This is a genomic window from Pseudonocardia sp. EV170527-09, from assembly GCF_008369905.1.
Classification (GTDB): Bacteria; Actinomycetota; Actinomycetes; order Mycobacteriales; family Pseudonocardiaceae; genus Pseudonocardia.
The window spans coordinates 1-19621 of record NZ_VRMC01000002.1 but is presented as its reverse complement, the minus strand read 5'-3'; the positions used below and the strand labels follow the sequence as shown (position 1 = coordinate 19621).

Sequence of the window (19621 nt, the reverse complement as noted above, 5' to 3'; positions counted from 1 at the left end):
GATCCGCACGTAGTCGATGTGACGCCGCCGGGACAGGACGGTGCGGGTCACGACACCACCCCCGCCCGTCTACCGGCGATCGCAGCGAGCAGCTCTGCGGTGTACTCGTCCTGCGGGTCGTCGAACAGCTCCGCGGTGGGCCGCAGCTCGCGGAGCCGTCCGTCGCGCAGGACGCCGGTACGGTGCGCGACCCGCCGCACCACGGCGAGGTCGTGCGAGATGAACAGGTAGGACAGGCCGTCGCGCTGCTGCAGCTCGGCGGGCAGCTCCAGCACCTGGGCCTGCACCGAGACGTCGAGCGCGGACACCGGCTCGTCGGCGACGACGAGGTCCGGCGAGAGCGCGAGCGCGCGGGCGATCGCGACCCGCTGGCGCTGTCCCCCGGACAGCTCCTCGGGCCGCCGGTCGAGCACCCCGGTCGGCAGCGCGACCCGGTCGACGAGCTCCGCGGCCCGGTCGGCCTGCTCGGCGGCCGACCCGACGGAGAACGCCCGCAGCGGCTCGGTGACGATCTCGCGGACGGCGAACCGGGGGTCCAGGGAGGCGTAGGGGTTCTGGTAGATCAGCTGGGCGCGGCGGCGCAGCTGACGCCACGCCTCGCCGCGGACGCGGGTGACGTCCTCGCCGTCGAGGAGCACCTGCCCGGAGGTGGGGTCCTCCAGGCGGAGCAGCAGCCGCGCCGTCGTCGACTTGCCCGAGCCGGACTCCCCGACCAGCGCGACGGTCTCGCCGCGGGCGATCGTGAACGACACCCCGTCCACGGCGCGGTGGGTGCGCCGCGTCCAGGACCCGCGCGCCCGCGGCAGCGGGAACTCCTTGACCAGGTCGCGGACCTCCGCGACCGGGGTCCCGGCCGTGTCGACGGGCGGCAGCACCGGCGGGGCGGTGATCGCGAGACCGGGGGCCGCGGCGAGCAGCTCCCGGGTGTAGGGGTCCTGTGCCCCGGCGAGCAGCTCGGCCGGGGTGCCCTGTTCGACGACCCGACCGTGCCGCATCACGACGATCCGGTCGGCCCGGTCGGTGGCGACGGCGAGGTCGTGGGTGATCAACAGCAGCGCGGTGTCCCGCTCCCGGCGCAGCGCGTCGAGGTGGTCGAGGATCCGGCGGGCGACGGTCGCGTCCAACGCGCTGGTCGGCTCGTCGGCGACGACCAGCGAGGGTCCGGCGGCGATGGCGATCGCGATGAGCACCCGCTGGCGCATCCCGCCGGACAGCTGGTGGGGGTACTGCCCGGCGCGGGTCCCCGGATCGTCGAGACCGGCCGCGGCCAGCAGCTCGACGGCACGGGCCGCGGCCGTGCGGCGGTCGGCGAGCCCGTGGGCGCGCAGGCCCTCGGCGACCTGCACACCGACCTTCTGCACGGGGTTCAGCGCGACGCCCGGGTCCTGCGGGATGAACCCGATCCGGGCTCCGCGCACCGACCGGTGGGCGCGCTCGGACAGCCCGGTGAGGACGGTGCCGTCGAGCGCGACCGTGCCCGCGGTGACCGACCCTGCGGCGGGCAGCAGCCCGAGCACCGCGGCGGCCAGGGTGGTCTTGCCCGACCCGGACTCCCCGACGACGGCGACGACCTCCCCGGGCGCGACGGTCAGGTCGACGCCGCGCACGGCGTGCACCGTCCCGCCACCGCCGGCGTAGGCGACCTCCAGGCCCGTCACCTCCAGCAGGGTGCTCATGCCGACCGCCTCCACTCGCCGTCCAGGGCCCGGGCGATCCGGTTGACCGACAGCACGGTCGCGGCGATGACCAGGCCCGGCATCGCGCACACCCACCAGGCGACGGCCAGGTAGTTCCGGCCGTCGGCGACCAGCGAGCCCCACTCCGAGGCCGGTGGCGGGGCGCCGTAGCCGAGGAAGCTCAGCGCGGACACGGCGAGGATCGCCAGCCCGAACTCCAGCACCGCGAGCACGGCGACCGGCCCGGCCGCGTTGGGCAGGACGTGACACCACAGCGAGACGTACCAGCGGGTGCCGACGGCGCGGGCGGCCTCGACGTAGAGGGCGCGGCGCACCCGCAGGGTCTCGGCACGCATCACCCGGGCGAAGCTCCCGACGCTCGCCACGCCGACCGCGATCGCCACCTTCACCGTGCCGAAGCCGAGCGCGGTGATGAGTGCGAGCGACAACAGGATCGCCGGGATGGCGAGTAGCACGTCGACGCCGCGCATGAGGACCTCGTCGACCCAGCCACCGGTGAACCCGGCGACCAGCCCGATCAGCCCGCCCGCGACGAGCGCGACGGCGACCGCGATCACCGTGGCCTGCAGTGACAGCGAGGCGCCGTGCACGACGCGGGTCCACACGTCGCGGCCGAGATGGTCGGTGCCGAACCAGTGGCCCGGTCCGGGCGGCGACAGCCGGCGTGCGGTGTCGCCGACGGCGGGGTCGCCGGGGGCGAGCAGCGACGGCACGAACGCCGCGGTCAGCACCAGCAGCACGATCGCCGCGGCGAGCACGAGTCCGGGCCGGGCCCGCAGGAGGCGCCCGAGCCGGGCCGCCGGGCGGCGCGGGGCCGGAACCGGCTCCGGCCCCGCGCCGGGCGCGGGGGCGGGGGTAGCCAGGTCGCGGTCGAGCAGGGTCATCGGGAGCTCCCGGAGGCGACGGCGACCCGCGGGTCGAGCAGCGGGTAGGCCAGGTCGACGAGCAGGTTGACCACGACGAACGCGAGTGCCGCGAACAACACGATGCCCTGGACGACGGGGATGTCCTGCGCACCGACCGAGGCGACGGTGAGCCGGCCCAGACCGGGTCGGGTGAACACCGTCTCGACGACGACGGACCCGGCGAGCACGTTGCCGACGACGTAGCCGAGGACGGTGAGGGCGGGGATCGCGGCGTTGCCCAGCGCGTGGCGCAGGTGCACCGCGGCCTCGCCGACCCCCTTGGCGCGGGCGGTGGTGACGTAGGGCGAGTCCAGTGCCTGGCCGAGGCTCTTGGCCAGCACCTGGGCGACGAGCGCGCCGGTCGGGAGACCGAGGGTGACCGCGGGCAGCACCAGCGACTCCGGACCGCGGTCGCCGACCGACGGCAGCCAGCCGAGGGAGAACGAGAACAGCTGCACCAGCATCAGCCCGACCCAGAACACCGGCAGCGACACCGCCAGCGACGGCAGCGACGCCAGCACCTGCCGCAGCCACGGCGACCGGACCCAGGTCGCCGCGACGGCGACCGCGGTACCCGCGACGACCGCCACGACCAGCCCGGCCGCGGCGATCTGCAGGGTCGGCGGGAGGGCCTCGGCGACGGCGGTCCGCACGTCCTGCCCGCTGACGAAGGAGGTCCCGAGGTCACCGTGCAGCGCGGCCCACAGCTTGGTCACGTACTGCACCGGCAGCGGCTGGTCCAGGCCGTAGCGGGCGCGCAGGGCGGCGAGCTCGGCCGGGGAGACCGGCTCGCCGTCCGACGCCGACGCCATGGTCGCGACCGGGTCACCCGGCAGCAGGTACAGCACGACGAAGCTGACCGTCCACGCCGCCCACAGCACGACGGCGGCGAGCCCGAGTCGGCGCAGCAGGTAGGGAAGGGTCATCGCGCGTCGGACTTCCAGGCGTCGTGGAGCTGGATGCGCGAGGACGCGTCGAACGCGACCCCGTGCGCGTCCGGGCCGACGCCGAGCACGGTGGTGAGTTCGACGACGGGCGCGGTGTCGAACCGCTGCGCGAGCAGCGCCTGCGCCTGCCCGACGAATGCCGCGCGTCGCGCGGGGTCCACCGTCGCGGCCTGGGCCAGCAGCGGTGCCTGCAGCGGCCCGTCGGGCAACCGGTACCGGTTGGTCCCGTCGGTGCCGTAGGTCGACCGCAGGATGTCCGGGTCGGCCCGGGTCAGGTTGCCCCACGCGGCGACGAAGTCACCGCCGTCGAGGACGGCCTGGGTCTCGGCGATCTGGATCTCGCGCAGCTGCAGGTCGATCCCGATCCGGCGCAGCTGCTGCTGGATCAGCTCCAGTGCGGGCTTGGTCGTGCCGATGTTCTGCGCGAAGGTCAGCGGCACGGTCAGCCGCTGCCCGCCCTTGGCGCGGATGCCGTCCGGACCGGGCACCCAGCCGGCGCGGTCGAGGGCGGCGGTCGCGGCGGCCGGGTCGTAGCCGACGAGCGCGGACTGGTCGGCGTAGGACGGCGTCGTCGACGACAGCGGGCTCGTCGCCGCGCGGGTCTGGCTCGGGTACACCGCGGCGACGACCTCGTTGCGGTCGATGCCCCGGCTCACCGCCTCGCGGACGGCGGCGTCGGCACCGAGCGGGGTGCCCTGGTTGAACGTGATCCCGAACGGCAGGCCGGGGTTCGGCCGGGCCGGGAGCTGCACGCCCGCCGCGGTGAGCGGGGCCTCGTCCTGCTGGCCGACGCTGGCGATCGCGTCGACCTCGCCGGACTGCACGCTGCCCGCCCGCACCCCGGACTCGGGGACGACGCGGAACTCGGCCCGGCCGAGCCAGGCCTCGCCGGGGTGGGTGAACAGCTGCGAGCCCCAGTCGTAGCCGGCCCGCTTGGCGAGCACGGTGACGTCGTTCTTGGCGTAGCGCTCGAGAGTGAACGGCCCGGAGCCGACGACGCCCGCGCAGCGCTCGTCGTCGGAGCGGGCGGCGCTGGCCGGGGAGAGCAGGCCGAGGCTGTGGGTGGAGGTGCCCTGCAGGAACTGCACGTTGGGCCGGGAGAACCGGACGGTGAACTCGGTCGGGCTCGCGACGTCGGTGCCGACGTACCCGGCCAGGTAGCCCTTGGGCAGGCTGCCGCGGGCGCCGAGCGAGCCGACCCGGTCGAAGTTGGCCTTGACCGCGGCCGCGTCGACCGGGGCGCCGTCGGAGAAGGTGGCGCCCTGGCGCAGGGTGAACGTCCACGCGGTGGCGTCGGCGTTCGACGACCAGCGGGTCGCCAGCCACGGCACGATCGCCCCGGTGGACGGGTCCTGGTCGGTGAGCGAGTCGACGATCTGGCGCAGCGAGTAGATCGAGTCGTTGCTCTGCACCTGCTGCGGGTCGGCGCAGCCCTGGTCCGAGGACACCGCGAACACCAGCGTCCCCCCGGGACGGGGCGGCCCGGCGTCGGCACCGGCGCCACCGGCGCCCGACCCGCAGGCCGAGAGGACCAGCGCGGTGGCCGCGAGCAGCACCGCGCAGCGGCCGGCGGGCAGGTCCCGCCGGAACCCGAACCGGCGGCTCACGCCGTCACAGCCGGGGTGTGGCGCTCGCCGAACCGTGACGGGTGCGCGAGACCGAGGTTCTCCCGCAGCGTCGCACCCGGGGTGTAGTCGGTCCGGAACACCCCGCGCTCCTGCAGGATCGGCACCACCCGGTCGACGATCTCGTCGAGGCCGGACGGGCTGACGTGGGAGCCGAGGATGAACCCGTCGGAGGCGTCGTTCTGGACGTAGCGGTCGATCTCGTCGGCCACGTGCTCGGGGGTCCCGACGAACACGGCGCGGTCGAACACGTGCTTGACCGTCTCGCGCAGCGAGTACCCGTGGGCGTCGGCGAGCTCGCGCCAGGCGGCGACCGTGGCGTGCGCGTCCTGGGTCAGCGGGGCCCGGCCCTCGATCCACTTCGGGGCTTCGGGGGTGGGCTCGACGTCGGGCAGCGGCCCGTCCGGGTCGTAGCCGGACAGGTCGCGGTTCCAGACCATCTCGGCCAGCACGATGGAGGTCCACGGGTCGACCTGCTGGTCGTGGATGTGCTCGTGACGCTCGCGGGCCTCGGCGTCGGTGTCGCCGAGCACGACGCCGGCGCTGGGCAGGATCCGCACCTCGTCGGGGTCCCGGCCGGCCTTGCGGACCCGGGCCTTGACGTCGTCGTAGAAGGCGCGGGCCTCGTCGAACTTCTGGTACCGGGAGAAGATCGCGTCGGCGGACGCGGCGGCGAAGTCGCGACCGGCCGGGGACTCCCCGGCCTGCAGCACGACGGGGTGGCCCTGCGGGCTGCGCGGGGTGGTGAAGCGCCCGGCGATGTCGAACTGGTTGCCCGAGACCGCGAAGTCGCCGACGTGGCCGTCGCGCAGGAAGGTGCCCGACGCGGGGTCGGCGACGACGGCGTCGGAACCCCAGGAGTCCCAGAGCGCGCGGACCGCGGCGAGGGTCTCCCCGGCGCGCTCGTAGCGCTGGTGGTGGCCGAGGTAGGCGCCGCGGCGGAAGTTCTCGCCGGTGGGGGCGTCGGAGCTGGTGACGACGTTCCACGCCGCGCGCCCGCCGGAGAGGATGTCCAGCGTCGCGAACTTGCGGGCCAGCTCGTAGGGCTCGTTGAAGGTCGAGTTGATCGTCCCGGCCAGACCGATGTGCTCGGTGACCGCGGCCAGCGCGGCGAGCACGGTGAAGGTGTCCGGGCGTCCGACGACGTCCTGGTCGAAGATCTCCCCGCCGCGGGTGCGCAGCCGCAGGCCCTCGGCGAGGAAGAGCAGGTCGAGGCGTCCGCGCTCGGCGGTGCGCGCCCAGTGCGCGAACGACTCCCAGGCGATGTGGCTGCCCGAGGCCGGGTCGCTCCAGACGGTGTCGTGGTTGACGCCCGGGAAGTAGGCGCCGAGCACGATCTGCTTCCTGTTGCTCATGCGGTGGCTCCGGAGAAGGTCGGGACGACGGCGGACCCGGCACCGGCGGCGTAGCGGCTGGCGGGCCTGGGCAGCCCGAAGCGCTCGCGCAGGGTGGTCTCGCCGTAGGCGGTGCGGAACGCGCCGCGGGACTGCAGCTCGGGCACCAGGCCGTCGACGACGGCGTCGAGGTCGGTCGGCAGGACGGCCGGGCGCAGCCGGTAGCCGTCGAGCCCGGCGCGGCGCCAGGACAGCAGGGTGTCGGCGAGCCCGGCGGGGGTGGTGGCGAGGATCGCGGCGTCGGAGGAGAGCGGGTCGAGTGCGTCGAGCCGGGCGAGCCGCTCGCGGGCGGCGCGCCGGGTGTCGGCGAGCACCACGACCACGTCGCCGAGGATGCGCAGCGGCGGTGCGGTGCGGCCCGCCGCGGCCTCGGCGGAGCGGACCTGGGCGACGATGCGGACGGCGTCGTCGGCGTCGTGCGGGGTGGTGGCCACGACGTCGCCGACCCGGGCGGCGAGCAACGCCGGCTCGTAACCGTGGGCCAGTGACAGGACCAGCGGCTGGCCCTGCGGCGGGCGCGGCACGATCGACGGGCCGGCGACGCCGAAGTGCTCCCCGGCGAAGTCGACCCGGTGCAGCTTGTCGCGGTCGACGAAGCGCCCGGTGAGCGCGTCGCGGATCTCGGCGTCGTCCTCCCAGGAGTCCCACAGCCGGCGCACGACCTCGACGACGTCGGCGGCCTCCCCGAACAGCTCGGCGACCAGCGCGCGGGCGGCCGGGGTGTCGAGGTCGGCGCGGCGCAGCCCGGGGACGGTGCGGCGCCCGAAGTGGGCGGCCTCGTCGGCGCGGACCGAGGTCTGCACCCGCCAGCCGGCACGGCCGTCGCTGTCGTGGTCGAGGGTGGCCAGCGCGGACGCGACGTGGAACGGCTCGGTGTGGGTGGTGGTGACGGTCGGGACCAGCCCGATCCGCGACGTCAGCGGGGCGAGGAAGGCGGCGACCAGCGACGCGTCGAGGCGTCCCTGGACCCGGTCGGTGCGTCGCTGTGCCCCGTCGAGGTGGTCCCCGGACTGCAGGCCGAACCCGTCCTCGATCGTGAGCAGGTCGAGCAGCCCGCGCTCGGCGGTGCGGGCGAGGTCGGCCCAGTGGCGCGCGGTGAACAGCTCGCCGGGCCGGGCACCGGGCTCGCGCCAGGCGGCGGGGTGCCAGCCGGCGCCGTCGAGCGCGACGGCCAGGTGCAGCGGCCGGCCTGAGGTGTCCGATGTGGACATGAGGGCATCACTTCCTCGTCACACGGGGTGCGACGGAACGGGGTGGGACGTCACGGGGACGGACGCCACCGCCGACGGAGCGCCGACGGGCGACGCGCAGCGCGGGACAGGGCGGTGTCAGACCCGACAGGTCGCGCCGGCCACCCGCATCAGGTCGACGTGCCGCCGGTACCGAGGGTGGTGCGCGCCGCGCACCTGATCCGCGATCGACCGCATGATGTCCTCCATCGAACCCGGCTGGAGCACCCGCACCCGCTGCTGCGGGGGGTTGCTGCGGCGTCGTCGAGCCGGGTCTCTCGGCCGCTCCGGATGGTGTGCTCCCCGACTGTAGGGAGCCGGTGCCCGATGGTGTCAACCCGCGGAGCCGGCCAGTGATGCCCGCCGCACCGAAGCTCCCGACCGGCGGAATCGCGATGCCGAACCGGCTCCACCTGTCCGGACAGCCCGGTCGCTTTCCTGGGGGGTGGACACCAGGTTGTCCGGAGAGGTGACCACGACGCACCCTGGTCGGGTGACGACGAGCCGACGGAGGCCCTCGCGCCCCGACCGGTTCGCAGGGGGCGCGACCGAGCCCTCCCCCCACCAGCCGGCCCGAGCCGCACGGCGTGCGGTGCCGGTGCATCCGACCGGCCTCGAGCCGTTCTGGCCGAGCCGGCGGGCCCCCGCCTACAGCGAGCTCTGTCGCTGACCGAGCCGTACCGGTCCCCGCTCTCCCGCGGACGGTGACGCCGCACGTCCGGCGTCCGACGCATCCACCGGAACCGGGACCGCCCGCCGGACACCACTCCGGCCCGCCCCCCGTCCTGCATCCCGGCACGCCGTCCCGGCCGGCCGGACCCGGCGCGCTGCGGTCGTCCCGACCGCCCGCCGCCCACCACGGAAGGACCCCGTCCCGCGATGTCCCCGCACGTCCTGCGCCCCGGCTCCCGGGTGCGCACCGCCGCCGTCCTGCTCGCGTTGCTGACCGCGCTCGGACTCATGGCCGGCTGCTCCCGCGCCGCCGAGAGCACCACCGCGGCAGGTCCCACCTCGCCCGCCACCGAGGTCCGCGTCGGCTACTTCCCGAACATCACCCACGCCCCCGCGCTGGTCGGGGTGAAGCAGGGCCTGTTCGCCAAGGAGCTGGGCAGCACGAAGCTCACCACCCAGACCTTCAACGCCGGCCCGGCCCAGGTCAACGCCCTGCTCGGCGGCTCGATCGACGTCGCGTTCATCGGCTCCGGCCCGGCGATCAACGCCTTCACCAAGTCGAACGGCGAGGCCGTGCGCCTGGTCGCAGGCTCCACCTCGGCCGGGGCCCAGCTGGTGACCAGGCCGGACATCACCTCACCCGAGCAGCTCAAGGGCACGATCATCGCGACGCCGCAGCTGGGCAACACCCAGGACATCGCCTTCAAGACCTGGCTCGAGGAGAACAACCTCCCGATCGGGGACGGCCCGGACGCGGTGACCGTCCAGAACATCGACAACCCGCAGACCCTCGACCTGTTCAAGCAGGGCAAGCTCGCCGGCGGGTGGCTGCCCGAGCCGTGGAGCTCGCGCCTGGTCGACGCCGGCGCGAAGGTGCTGGTCGACGAGAAGTCCCTGTGGCCGGACGGCAAGTTCCCGACCACCGTCGTCATCGCCCGGACCGAGTTCCTGCAGCAGCACCCGCAGACCGTCGAGGCGATCCTGCGCGGCGAGCAGGCCGCCATCTCCTTCATCCGCAGCGACCCGGCGCAGGCCAAGACCGTCTCCAACGCCGCGATCGGCGAGATCACCGGCAAGCCCCTGGCCGCGAACATCCTCGACCGCGCCTTCACCGAGCTGTCCTTCGACACCGACCCGCTCGCCTCGACCTTCCCGCAGCTGGCGAAGGACTCCGTCACCGCCGGCATCGCGCAGAGCGAGGCGAACCTGACCGGTTTCCTCGACCCGACCGCGATCGACGCGGTCCGCACCAGCTCCGGGGAGGCCGCCGTGGACCCGGCCGGTCTCGCCGCCGCGAACTGACCATCCCGACCGACGAGGGGAACCACCGATGACCGTCGACCTCACCACCCGGCGCCCCCCGACCCGCGACACGGCCGTGGAGCTGTCGGGGGTCGCCAAGACCTTCGGCACCGGCCCCGGGGCGGTGACCGCGCTCAACGGGATCGACCTGCGGGTCGGCGGCGGCGAGTTCGTCTGCGTGCTCGGCGCCTCCGGCTGCGGCAAGTCGACGCTGCTCAACCTGCTCGCCGGGCTCGACGAGCCGACCGCGGGCGAGGTCGCGGTGGGGTCCGCCCGACCGTCGTTCATGTTCCAGGAGGCCGCGCTCATGCCGTGGCTGACCGCGCTGCGCAACGTCGAGCTGCCGCTCAAGCTCGCCGGGCACGGACGGGCGGCCCGGCGCGAGCGGGCCGAGGAGCTGCTCACCCTGGTCCGCCTGGAGGGCGTGGGCGGGAAGCGGCCGCACGAGCTGTCCGGTGGCATGCGCCAGCGCGTGTCGCTGGCCCGGGCACTCGCCGCCGCGACCGGACTCGGCGACGAGCCCGGCACCGGCGGGCTGCTGCTGATGGACGAGCCGTTCGCCGCGCTCGACGCCATCACCCGCGACGTGCTGCAGGGCGAGCTCCTGCGGGTATGGCGGGCCACCGGCACGACGATCGTGTTCGTCACCCACGACGTGCGCGAGGCGGTCCGGCTGGCCGAGCGGGTCGTGCTGCTGTCCTCGCGCCCCGGCACCGTGGTCCGCGAATGGTCGGTGCCCGCCGACGGACACGACGCCGAGGCCCAGGCCGAGCTGCACGACGACATCACCGGACGACTGCGGCAGGTGATCACCAGCCATGCCGCGTGAGGACTCCTCGATGACGGTCGTCGACAACGACCGGGACTCCGCCGCCGCGGTCGCCGGGCTCGACGCCCTCGACACCCCGGTCGAACGCACCACCCCGTGGTGGCAGCGGTTCCTGCGGACCTGGCTGCCACCGCTCGTCGCGCTCGCCCTGATCGTCCTGGTCTGGCAGATCGTCTGGGCCTCGGCGATCACGCCGGAGTACAAGCTGCCCGCACCGGGCGCGGTGGCCGAGGCGTTCGGCGCGACGGTCGCCAGCGGCGAGATCTGGTCCATCCTGTGGACCTCGATCAGCCGGGCCGCGCTCGGCTTCCTGCTCGCCCTGGTGATCGCCACCCCGCTCGGCGTGGTCGTCGCGAAGGTGCCGGTGGTGCGCGCGGCGATCGGCCCGCTGCTCACCGGCCTGCAGTCGCTGCCGTCGGTGGCCTGGGTGCCGGCCGCGGTGCTGTGGTTCGGGCTGACCAACACCACGATCTTCTTCGTGGTGCTGCTCGGCTCGGTGCCCTCGATCGCGAACGGCCTGGTCGCGGGGATCGACCAGGTGCCGCCGATCCTGCCGCGGGCCGGCCAGGTGCTGGGCGCGACGGGCTACCAGATGGCCCGCTACGTGCTGCTCCCCGCGGCGCTGCCGGGCTACCTCGCCGGCTGCAAGCAGGGCTGGGCGTTCTCCTGGCGCTCGCTGATGGCCGCGGAGATCATCGCCGCCGGCCCGGCGCTGGGGGTCGGGCTCGGCGCCTACCTGAAGAACGGCGCCGACGTGAACGACATCGTCCAGGTGTTCGCCGCGATCCTGCTGATCCTCATCGTCGGCATCGGGGTCGAGCTGCTGGTCTTCCGCCCCCTGGAGCGACGGGTGCTGCGTGCCCGGGGGCTCGCCCTCACCGTCTGACCCGCCGGTACCCGAGCGGGGCCGTCCGTAGGCACCCCGTACGGACGGCCCCGCTCGTGACGTGTGCCGCCCGGGTGTCCGGACGGGCGATCAGAACCGTTCCCACCAGCCGAAACGCCGTGACCCCAATCCCAACTCCAGAGGTTGGGTTTCGGACGCGGGACGGTTACCGTCACCGTATGTCCGTTCCGGTTCCGCTGACCACGCGCGCGCACATCGACCTCGCGCGCGTCGCGTCGGCGCTCTGTCGGTCCTGACACCGGTCGCGCCGACCGCACCGCCCCGCCGACCGCACCGCCCGGCCGACCGCGGCACCCGACGGTGACCGCGACCGCGCCACCGGCGAACCACGACCGCGGTGCCGGCCCGGCGCCCGGCCCATCGGGACGGTTCCCGCCGGAGTCCACCTCGTTCCGGAGCGGTGCGGTGGCTCCCCACCGCGCCGCCGTACCGGCCCCACCGACGCACCGAACCGCCCGGCAGCACTGATCCCACCGGCCGACGCGAGGGCACCGGTCCCGCCGTGCCGCCCGACGCGTCGAGCCACGGGGTGTCGGCACCGCCGGCGCCCCACCCGCACCCGACCCGCCCGGCGACGGCCCACCCGCACCACACCGCCACGTCCGTCCGGCACCGACCTCCGCACCGGACCTCCGCGTCCGGCATCCGCATCCGGCATCCGCACCGCCCGAGCCGCACCGGCCACCGGGCCGGTCGGGCATGCCCTCCGAGCCCCAGGAGCCCCCCCATGACGACCACCTCCGAACGGGAGCGCACCAGCTCCCCACCCGAGGTCGAGACCCTCCGCACCCGCCACACCCGAGGCCCGGACCGGGTGCCCCGCTGGGTGGTCAAGACCGCCTCCCCGGTCGTGCTCATCGTGCTGTGGCAGGTGCTGTCGAGCACCGGGGTCCTCCCCCGCGACGTCCTCGCCTCGCCCGCGACCGTCGCGGTCACCGCCGCCGAGATGTGGGCCGACGGCGCGCTGCAGAGCGCGGTGGCCGTGTCGAGCGTGCGGGTGCTGTCCGGCATCGCGATCGGCCTCGTCACCGCCGTGCTGCTCGCCACCCTGTCCGGGCTGTTCCGCCGCGGCGAGGACGTGATCGACGCCCCCGTGCAGATGCTGCGCACGGTGCCCGTCATCGGGCTCATCCCGCTGCTGATCATCTGGTTCGGAATCGGCGAGGAACCCAAGATCGCGCTCATCGCGCTCGCCGTGACCTTCCCGCTCTACATGAACCTGTTCGGCGGGATCCGCAACGTCGACGCGACCCTCGTCGAGGCCGCCCGCACCCTGGGGCTCGGCTGGTTCGGCCAGGTCCGCCACGTGATCCTGCCCTCGGCGATGCCCCAGTTCCTGGTCGGTCTGCGCTACGCGCTGGGCACCGCGTGGCTCGCCCTGGTCTTCGGCGAGACGATCAACGCCACCTCCGGGATCGGCTACGAGATGAACACCGCCCGGGAGTTCTTCCAGACCGACGTGATCGTCGTCTGCCTCGCGCTCTACGCGGTGCTCGGGCTGGTGGGCGACCTCGTCGTGCGCACCCTGGAGAGGGGGCTGCTGTCATGGCGACCGGCGTTCAGCGGACGGTGAGCACCACCGCGCGACCCGTGTCGGTCCGTGGCCTGAGCCGGCACTTCGGTGACCGGGCCGTCCTGACCGACCTCGACCTGGACATCGAGCCCGGAGAGTTCGTGGCGCTGCTCGGGGCCTCGGGCTGCGGCAAGTCCACCCTGCTGCGGATCCTGGCCGACCTCGACAACGACGTCAGAGGCGAGGTCACCGTCGCCCGGCGACGGGCCGTCGGGTTCCAGGCGCCGCGCCTGCTGCCGTGGAAGAAGGTGTGGCGCAACGTCGTGCTCGGCCTGCCCGGGCGCCCCGACCGCGCCCGCGCCGAGGCCGCCCTGACCGAGGTCGGCCTCGCCCACCGCACCGACGTGTGGCCCAAGGTCCTCTCCGGCGGCGAGGCCCAGCGCGCGGCGCTGGCCCGCGCCCTCGTCCGTGACCCGGACCTGCTGCTGCTCGACGAGCCGTTCTCCGCGCTCGACGCGCTCACCAGGATCACCGCCCGCGGGCTCGTCGACGAGCTGTGGCAGCGCCACCGGTGCGCGGTGCTGCTCGTGACCCACGACGTCGAGGAGGCGCTCGTGCTCGCCGACCGCGTCCTGGTGATGGACGGCGGCCGGATCGCACACGACGCACCGGTGGACCTCCCTCGCCCCCGCGACGTCACCGACCCCGATTTCCAGCGCCAGCGCGCCGACCTGCTCGGCCGCCTCGGCGTGCACCGACCCCAGGAGCGCACATGAGCATCGAGTTCATCGGCATGATCGGGACCCAGGAGGTCTCGGAGATCCTCCCCGCCGCCGGCCCGGTCCTCGACCCGGCGCTCGTCCGCCGGTTCGCCGCCGCCCACGAGGAGGCCGGCTTCGACAAGGTCCTCATCGGCCACTCGTCGTCCACCCCGGACGGGCTGCAGGTCGCCGCGTACGCGGCCGCGCACACCGACCGGCTCGGCTTCCTCGTCGCGCACCGGCCCGGCTTCACCGCCCCCACCCTGGCCGCACGCCAGTACGCGACGCTCGACCACTTCAGCGGTGGTGGCCGGGTCGCGATGCACGTCATCTCCGGGGGCAGCGACACCGACCAGCGCCGCGACGGCGACTGGCTCGGCAAGGACGAGCGCTACGCCCGCACCGACGAGTACCTCTCGGTCGTGCGCCGGGCCTGGACCGAGCCGGAGCCCTTCGACCACACCGGCGAGCACTACCGGGTCGCCGGGGTCGCCCAGGAGATCCGCCCGCTCGGCCCGATCCCAGTGTACTTCGGCGGGTCCTCCGACGCCGCGTACCGGGTGGGCGGACGGCACGCCGACGTGTTCGCGCTCTGGGGCGAGCCCCTGGCCGGGACCGCCGAGCAGATCGCCAGGGTGCACGACGCCGCCCGCGCCGCGGGCCGCACCGAGCCACCCCGGATCAGCGTGTCGTTCCGCCCGATCCTCGGCGACGCCGAGGAGCAGGCCTGGGCCCGCGCCCACGACGTCCGCGACCGGATCGTCGCCGCCCGCGGCGGGCACGGCTCGTTCACCGGAACCCGGATGCGCGAGCCGGGGGCCCCGGCCAACGTCGGGTCGCAGCGCCTGCTCGCCGCCGCCGAGGCCGGGGAGCTGCACGACCGCTGCCTGTGGACGGCCACCGCGGCGGCCTCCGGCGCGGCCGGGAACTCCACCGCCCTGGTCGGCACCCCGGACACCGTCGCCGCGGCGCTCGCCGACTACGTCGACATCGGCGTCAGCACGCTGCTCATCCGCGGCTACGACCCGATCGACGACGCCCGCCGCTACGGCCGCGAGCTGCTGCCCGCAGTGCGCGCCGAGCTCGCCCGCCGCGGCGCGGCCGCCGGGGTGGGGGTCCCCGCGTGAGCGCACCCGCCACCACCGGCACGGTGTGGACCCCCGAGGGGACCTCTCGCGGCACCGTCACCGTCCTGACCGGCCGGGGCGAGCACCCCGGCCTCTACGCCCGCCTCGGGCGGCGGCTCGCCGCCGACGGGTGGACCCTCGCCGTGCCCGGCCCCGGTGCCGGGGCCGACGAGGTCACCGCCGCACCGGCCGGCGCGACCGGGGCCCGGGTGCTGCTCGGGTCCGACACCGGCGCGCTGCGCGCCTGGGAGCTGGCCGGGGCCGTTCGCCCGGACGGGCTCGTGCTGGCCGGGCTGCCCACGGGCGCCCCGGGCGAGCCGCCCGCGGACCGGGCCGGGGAGCTCGACGCCCGGACCGCCTGCCCGGTGCACCGCGGGCTCCTCGAGTCCGACCCCGACTTCGCCTGGGGCGCGCTCGCGCAGGTCCCGCCCCCACCGCCGTCCGACCCGCTGCCCGACGCGGCGGTGCTGTGGCTGCACGGCGATGCCGACCCGGTCGCCCCGGTCGCCGGGATCCGGTCGCTGGCCCGTCCGGGCGACGACGTGGCCGTCGTCGTCGACGGGGTGCACGACGTGCTGAACGACCAGTTCCACCGGATCGTCGCCGCGCGGCTCGTGCAGTTCCTCGAACGCCTCGCCAAGGGTGCCCGCTTCGCCGAGGACGCGCCGCCCGCCGCGGCGGGGCCCGCCCGGTCGCGCCGCGCCGCACCGCTGAACGTCTCCGCGCGGCTCGACCACGCGATGCGCGCACTCGCCGAGCTCGTCGCCGCCGACGGTGCGACCGTCACCTGCGACGCGATGGCCCGCGCCCGAGGTGTCCCGCTGAACTCCCTGGTCAACGTGATGCTCGCGCTGCGCCGGGCCGGTCTGGTGACCAGCCGTCGCGGCTGCGAGGGCGGCTACCGGCTGGCCCGCCCGGCCGCGGAGATCACCGTCGCCGACGTCGTGCGCGCCACCGAGGGCTCGATCGCCTCGGTCCGCGACACCGGTCCGGCCGCCCCGCTGTGGGCGGACCTGGAACGCACCGTCGCGGACTTCCTGACCACCCGCACCCTGACCGCCCTGGAGGGCGATACCCGGTGACCACGCACCCGCACGGGACCGACCCGTTCCACCCCGACCTCGCCCCCACCCCACCCGACCACGCCAGGGTGCACCTGGTCCGCGGCTCGGAGCTGTCCGCGGACACCGCCCAGACCAGCGGGATGTCCCGCCGCGAGGCGGTGAGCGGGCGGACCGTCGGCTCCTCGAAGCTCTGGACCGGCGAGACCCACGTCGCCCCCGCCACGAACTCCGGCGACCACCACCACGGCGAGGCCGAGACCTCCATCTACGTCGTCTCCGGACGGCCCCGGTTCGTCTTCCACGACGGCACCGGCGAGGTCGTCCTGCAGACCGAGCCCGGTGACTACGTGTTCGTGCCGCCGTGGGTCCCGCACCGCGAGGAGAACCCCGACCCCGAGGTGCCGGCCGTCGTGGTCATCTCCCGCAGCACGCAGGAGGGGATCGTCGTGAACCTGCCCTCGCTCACCCCGCTCACCGACCCGGAGACCACCCCGTGACCCGCCGTCCGCTGCTCGCCCTGCCCGCCCTGCTCGCCGCGCTGGCGCTGCTGCTGACCGGCTGCTCCGGCGCCGCCGACGACGGCCCGGTCGACCTGTCGCAGGTCACCCTGCGGGTCGGTGACCAGGCCGGCATCCAGCAGGCGCTGCTCGACGCCTCCGGCGCGCTCGACGGCGCGCCGTACCGGGTCGAGTGGGCGCAGTTCCCGGCGGCCGCGCCGCTGCTGGAGGCGCTGCGCAGCGAGGCGATCGACGTCGGCGTCGCCGGCGACGCACCCACCCTGACCGCGCTGTCCTCCACCGACCGCATCAAGATCGTCGAGGCGACCCGCTCCCCCAGCCAGGGCGGGCTGGCGCTGCTCGTGCCGAAGGATCGCCGATCCGGTCGGTCGCCGACCTGCGCGGGAAGACGGTCTCGCCGACCACCCAGGGCAGCATCGGGCACTACCTGCTGTTGCGCGCGCTGGAGGAGGCCGGGGTGCGGCCGGACGAGGTCACCATCTCGTTCCTGCAGCCGGTCGACGCCGCCGCCGCGATGAACTCCGGCGCGATCGACGCCTGGTCGACCTGGGACCCCTACACCGCCGTCGCCCAGCGGGAGTCCGGCGCGCGGGTCCTGCGCGACGCGAAGGGCCTCGGTACCGGGCTGACCTTCCTCGACGCCAACACCGCGGCGCTGGACGACGCGGGCACCCGCGCGGCCCTGACCGACTTCACCGAGCGCTACGGCCGTGCGCTGCAGTGGGCCCGGGAGAACTCCCGGGAGAACGCAGCGATCTACGCGGAGCTGACCAAGCGGCCCGCCGCCGTCGCCGATCTGATGGCGCAGCGGGCGCTGCGCGACACCCAGCCGCTGTCGCCGGAGCTCGTCGCCGAGCTGCAGGGGGTGGCCGACCGCTACTCCGACTACGGCGTGCTGCGCAACCGGGTGGACGTGGCCTCCGCGGTCGAGGACCTGCGCGCCCCCTCCGGCTCCTGACCCGGCCCGCCCTGCCCCACCGCTGGGTGGGGCGGGGCCGGTCCGTCCTGCCGCGCCACGGCGGGCGCGGCGCGGTTCACGTGCGGTAGTCGGCGGCGAACGGCACGGACCTGCCGGCGCCGGTGTCGACGGCGGTGACGCCGTCGGGCGGGGTCCACAGGCCGCGCTCGCGCAGCACCGGCATGACCCCTTCGCCCATCCACCACGCCTCCTCCAGGTGGGGGTAGCCGGAGAGGACGAACTCGTCGATGCCGGCCTCGTGGTACTCGGCGATCCGATCCGCGACCTCGGTGTGGCTGCCGACGAGTGCGGTCCCGGCACCGCCCCGGACCAGGCCGACACCGGCCCACAGGTTCGGCGCGATCGTCAGCTCCTCGACCGAGGTCTTGACCCCGCCGTGCAGCGCGCGCATCCTGCGCTGGCCCTCCGACTCGCTCGCGGCCAGGCCCGCCTGCACACCCGCGATGGTCTCGGGGTCGAGCGCGTCGAGGAGCCGGTGAGCCTGTGCCCACGCCTCGGCGGCGGTGTCGCGGGTGATCACGTGCAGCCGGATCCCGAAGCGCACGGTGCGCCCGCGGTCTGCGGCGAGCTTGCGGATCCGCTCGATCTTCTCGTGGACCGCCTGGACCGGTTCACCCCAGGTCAGGTAGACGTCGGCGTGCTCGGCGGCGACCTGGGCCGCGGCCGGTGAGGAGCCGCCGAAGTAGACCGGCGGGACCGGGTCGGGCAGCCGCGACAGCGACGCCTGCTCGACCCGCACGTGCTTGCCGTCGAGGTCGACGGTCTCGCCGCGCCACAGCCGGGTGACGACCGAGAGGAACTCCCCGGTGCGGGCGTAGCGGGAGTCCTTGTCGAGGAAGTCGCCGTAGGCGCGCTGCTCGCGCGACTCGCCGCCGGTGACGACGTTGAGCAGCAGCCGGCCGCCGGAGTGCCGCTGGAAGGTGGCGGCCTGCTGGGCGGCGAGCGTCGGGGAGATCGACCCGGGCCGGAACGCGACGAGGAACCTCAGGCGCTCGGTGTGGGCCACGAGCATCGCGGTGGTGAGCCACGCGTCCTCGCACCAGGCGCCGGTCGGGGTTAGGGCACCGTCGAACCCCGCCTGCTCCGCGGCGCGGGCGACCTGGGTGAGGTAGCCGATCGAGGCGGGGCGGAGGGCGCCGGCGGAGCCGGTCGCGTTCCCGTGGCCTCCCCCGACGAGATGGCGGCCGTCGCCCATCGTGGGCAGGAACCAGTGCAGCGTGACTCCCATCCGGCAGACGGAACAGGGCCGCACCGGCCGGCGCAAGTCGGTGGGGACGACGGTCACACTACGCTCCACAGTGGACCGTCCAATCGGCGGGACACCTGTCCGGACGCCCAGGAACCGGCCTCCCACCAGGCAGGACGCCGGTGATCCGGGTCGCCGACGCCTTGGGCAGCGGCGCCGGTCGCGGCTACCGTGGACCCGTGACCGGATCGGTGCTGTTGACCACGCGGGGGCATGTCGACCTCGCGCGCGTGGCGTCGGCGCTGTGTCGTCGCCCGCTCCGCCGCCGCTGAGGCCGCGCACCCACCGACCCGGATCCGCTCCGCGCCCGCCCCACCGGGACCGCCTCCGAGAGCCACCACCGAGGGCCACCACCGGCCGGCTCGTGGGCCGACCGACGGAGCGGACCTGCCCGTGCGACGAGCCCCGCAAGGCGGTGACCGTCCGCCCCCCAACCCGCCGCCACCGCGCGACCGTGCCCGGCGCACTGCCGGCCCCACCGGAAGGAATCCGAATGATCGTGTCAAGCCGCGGTAGCGGGTTCCGGGGTTCCACAGATCAGGTAGCTGCCTAGTTCGCGAAAAGTGGGTCTGAGCTGGGGGAATGCCGGTTGGCCCGGTGACGGGGCGTGTCACTAGGTGTGATGTCCAGGGAGGTTGTCCCGTCCGGGGGCGGTGAGTCTGGCTGACAGACGAAGGCCTCCGGTTGTGAAGTGGAGCTGTCTAGGAACCGCTTCACCCACCGGAGGCCTTCGTGTCCCACGCTAACGCCGCTCTGACCCCGCGCGCCCGGCTGCGGCTCGCTCAACTCGTCGTCGAGCACGGCTGGACCCACACCGCGGCCGCGACAATGTTCATGGTCTCCGCGCGGACCGCCAAGAAGTGGTCCGACCGCTACCGGGCCGAGGGGCCGGCGGGGATGGCCGAC

The 19621-nt window shown here is 74.9% G+C and carries 19 protein-coding genes and 1 riboswitch; of the genes, 11 read left to right on the top strand and 8 right to left on the bottom strand.

The features are described from left to right. Window positions 1–47: 47 nt before the first annotated feature. From FVA95_RS00800 to FVA95_RS33770, 7 genes are all read right to left on the bottom strand, one after another. Complete coding sequence (locus FVA95_RS00800) at window positions 48–1676, bottom strand: ABC transporter ATP-binding protein (RefSeq protein WP_149662483.1); 1629 nt, start codon at window positions 1674–1676, stop codon at window positions 48–50. Then, entirely contained in the window at window positions 1673–2581 is a 909-nt protein-coding gene (locus FVA95_RS00795) for an ABC transporter permease (protein ID WP_149662482.1), read from the bottom strand. The genes FVA95_RS00800 and FVA95_RS00795 overlap by 4 nt, the downstream gene beginning before the upstream one ends. Further along, a complete protein-coding gene (locus tag FVA95_RS00790; protein ID WP_075307361.1) occupies window positions 2578–3528 on the bottom strand; it encodes an ABC transporter permease in 951 nt (316 codons plus the stop codon). Before FVA95_RS00790 ends, FVA95_RS00795 begins: the two co-directional genes overlap by 4 nt. Next, complete coding sequence (locus tag FVA95_RS00785) at window positions 3525–5156, bottom strand: ABC transporter substrate-binding protein (RefSeq protein ID WP_240051176.1); 1632 nt, start codon at window positions 5154–5156, stop codon at window positions 3525–3527. Before FVA95_RS00785 ends, FVA95_RS00790 begins: the two co-directional genes overlap by 4 nt. Next, on the bottom strand, window positions 5153–6529 hold the full coding sequence (locus FVA95_RS00780; protein ID WP_149662481.1) for an NtaA/DmoA family FMN-dependent monooxygenase: 1377 nt from the start codon (window positions 6527–6529) through the stop codon (window positions 5153–5155). The genes FVA95_RS00785 and FVA95_RS00780 overlap by 4 nt, the downstream gene beginning before the upstream one ends. Further along, complete coding sequence (locus FVA95_RS00775) at window positions 6526–7779, bottom strand: LLM class flavin-dependent oxidoreductase (protein ID WP_149662480.1); 1254 nt, start codon at window positions 7777–7779, stop codon at window positions 6526–6528. The genes FVA95_RS00780 and FVA95_RS00775 overlap by 4 nt, the downstream gene beginning before the upstream one ends. Before the next feature lie 117 nt (window positions 7780–7896). Next, window positions 7897–7995, bottom strand: coding sequence for a putative leader peptide (locus FVA95_RS33770; RefSeq protein WP_368667283.1), 99 nt, complete (start codon window positions 7993–7995; stop codon window positions 7897–7899). A 5-nt stretch (window positions 7996–8000) separates the two neighbouring features. Continuing rightward, window positions 8001–8095, bottom strand: a riboswitch (SAM riboswitch). A 581-nt stretch (window positions 8096–8676) separates the two neighbouring features. Between FVA95_RS33770 and FVA95_RS00770 the strand changes: the two genes are divergently transcribed. The 9 genes from FVA95_RS00770 (at window position 8677) to FVA95_RS00730 (ending at window position 17448) form a co-directional block, all read left to right on the top strand. Continuing rightward, window positions 8677–9771, top strand: a complete 1095-nt coding sequence (locus FVA95_RS00770) for an ABC transporter substrate-binding protein (RefSeq protein ID WP_149662479.1) — start codon at window positions 8677–8679, stop codon at window positions 9769–9771. 28 nt (window positions 9772–9799) lie between these two features. Continuing rightward, window positions 9800–10600, top strand: a complete 801-nt coding sequence (locus FVA95_RS00765) for an ABC transporter ATP-binding protein (RefSeq protein ID WP_149662478.1) — start codon at window positions 9800–9802, stop codon at window positions 10598–10600. Between the two features lie 10 nt (window positions 10601–10610). After that, on the top strand, window positions 10611–11486 hold the full coding sequence (locus tag FVA95_RS00760; protein ID WP_240051175.1) for an ABC transporter permease: 876 nt from the start codon (window positions 10611–10613) through the stop codon (window positions 11484–11486). A gap of 748 nt (window positions 11487–12234) precedes the next feature. Then, complete coding sequence (locus FVA95_RS00755) at window positions 12235–13080, top strand: ABC transporter permease (protein WP_149662476.1); 846 nt, start codon at window positions 12235–12237, stop codon at window positions 13078–13080. Next, window positions 13053–13796, top strand: coding sequence for an ABC transporter ATP-binding protein (locus tag FVA95_RS00750; protein ID WP_149662475.1), 744 nt, complete (start codon window positions 13053–13055; stop codon window positions 13794–13796). Before FVA95_RS00755 ends, FVA95_RS00750 begins: the two co-directional genes overlap by 28 nt. Beyond that, entirely contained in the window at window positions 13793–14908 is a 1116-nt protein-coding gene (locus FVA95_RS00745; protein WP_149662474.1) for an LLM class flavin-dependent oxidoreductase, read from the top strand. The genes FVA95_RS00750 and FVA95_RS00745 overlap by 4 nt, the downstream gene beginning before the upstream one ends. After that, the gene (locus FVA95_RS32510) at window positions 14905–15990 is read left to right on the top strand and encodes an Rrf2 family transcriptional regulator (RefSeq protein WP_149662473.1); all 1086 of its coding nucleotides are present in this window, start codon (window positions 14905–14907) and stop codon (window positions 15988–15990) included. The genes FVA95_RS00745 and FVA95_RS32510 overlap by 4 nt, the downstream gene beginning before the upstream one ends. Window positions 15991–16058: 68 nt before the next feature. Next, window positions 16059–16469: a cupin domain-containing protein gene (locus FVA95_RS00735; RefSeq protein ID WP_051050164.1), complete on the top strand. Its 411-nt coding sequence runs from the start codon at window positions 16059–16061 to the stop codon at window positions 16467–16469. A 193-nt stretch (window positions 16470–16662) separates the two neighbouring features. Then, on the top strand, window positions 16663–17448 hold the full coding sequence (locus FVA95_RS00730) for an ABC transporter substrate-binding protein (protein WP_205015726.1): 786 nt from the start codon (window positions 16663–16665) through the stop codon (window positions 17446–17448). 76 nt (window positions 17449–17524) lie between these two features. Here FVA95_RS00730 and FVA95_RS00725 read toward each other — a convergent pair whose 3' ends face one another. After that, window positions 17525–18697, bottom strand: coding sequence for an LLM class flavin-dependent oxidoreductase (locus tag FVA95_RS00725; RefSeq protein WP_149662472.1), 1173 nt, complete (start codon window positions 18695–18697; stop codon window positions 17525–17527). A gap of 140 nt (window positions 18698–18837) precedes the next feature. Between FVA95_RS00725 and FVA95_RS33765 the strand changes: the two genes are divergently transcribed. Next, complete coding sequence (locus FVA95_RS33765; protein WP_368667282.1) at window positions 18838–18987, top strand: putative leader peptide; 150 nt, start codon at window positions 18838–18840, stop codon at window positions 18985–18987. Window positions 18988–19447: 460 nt separating this feature from the next. Then, a partial coding sequence (locus tag FVA95_RS00720) for a leucine zipper domain-containing protein (RefSeq protein WP_149662471.1) occupies window positions 19448–19621 on the top strand: 174 nt, incomplete at its 3' end.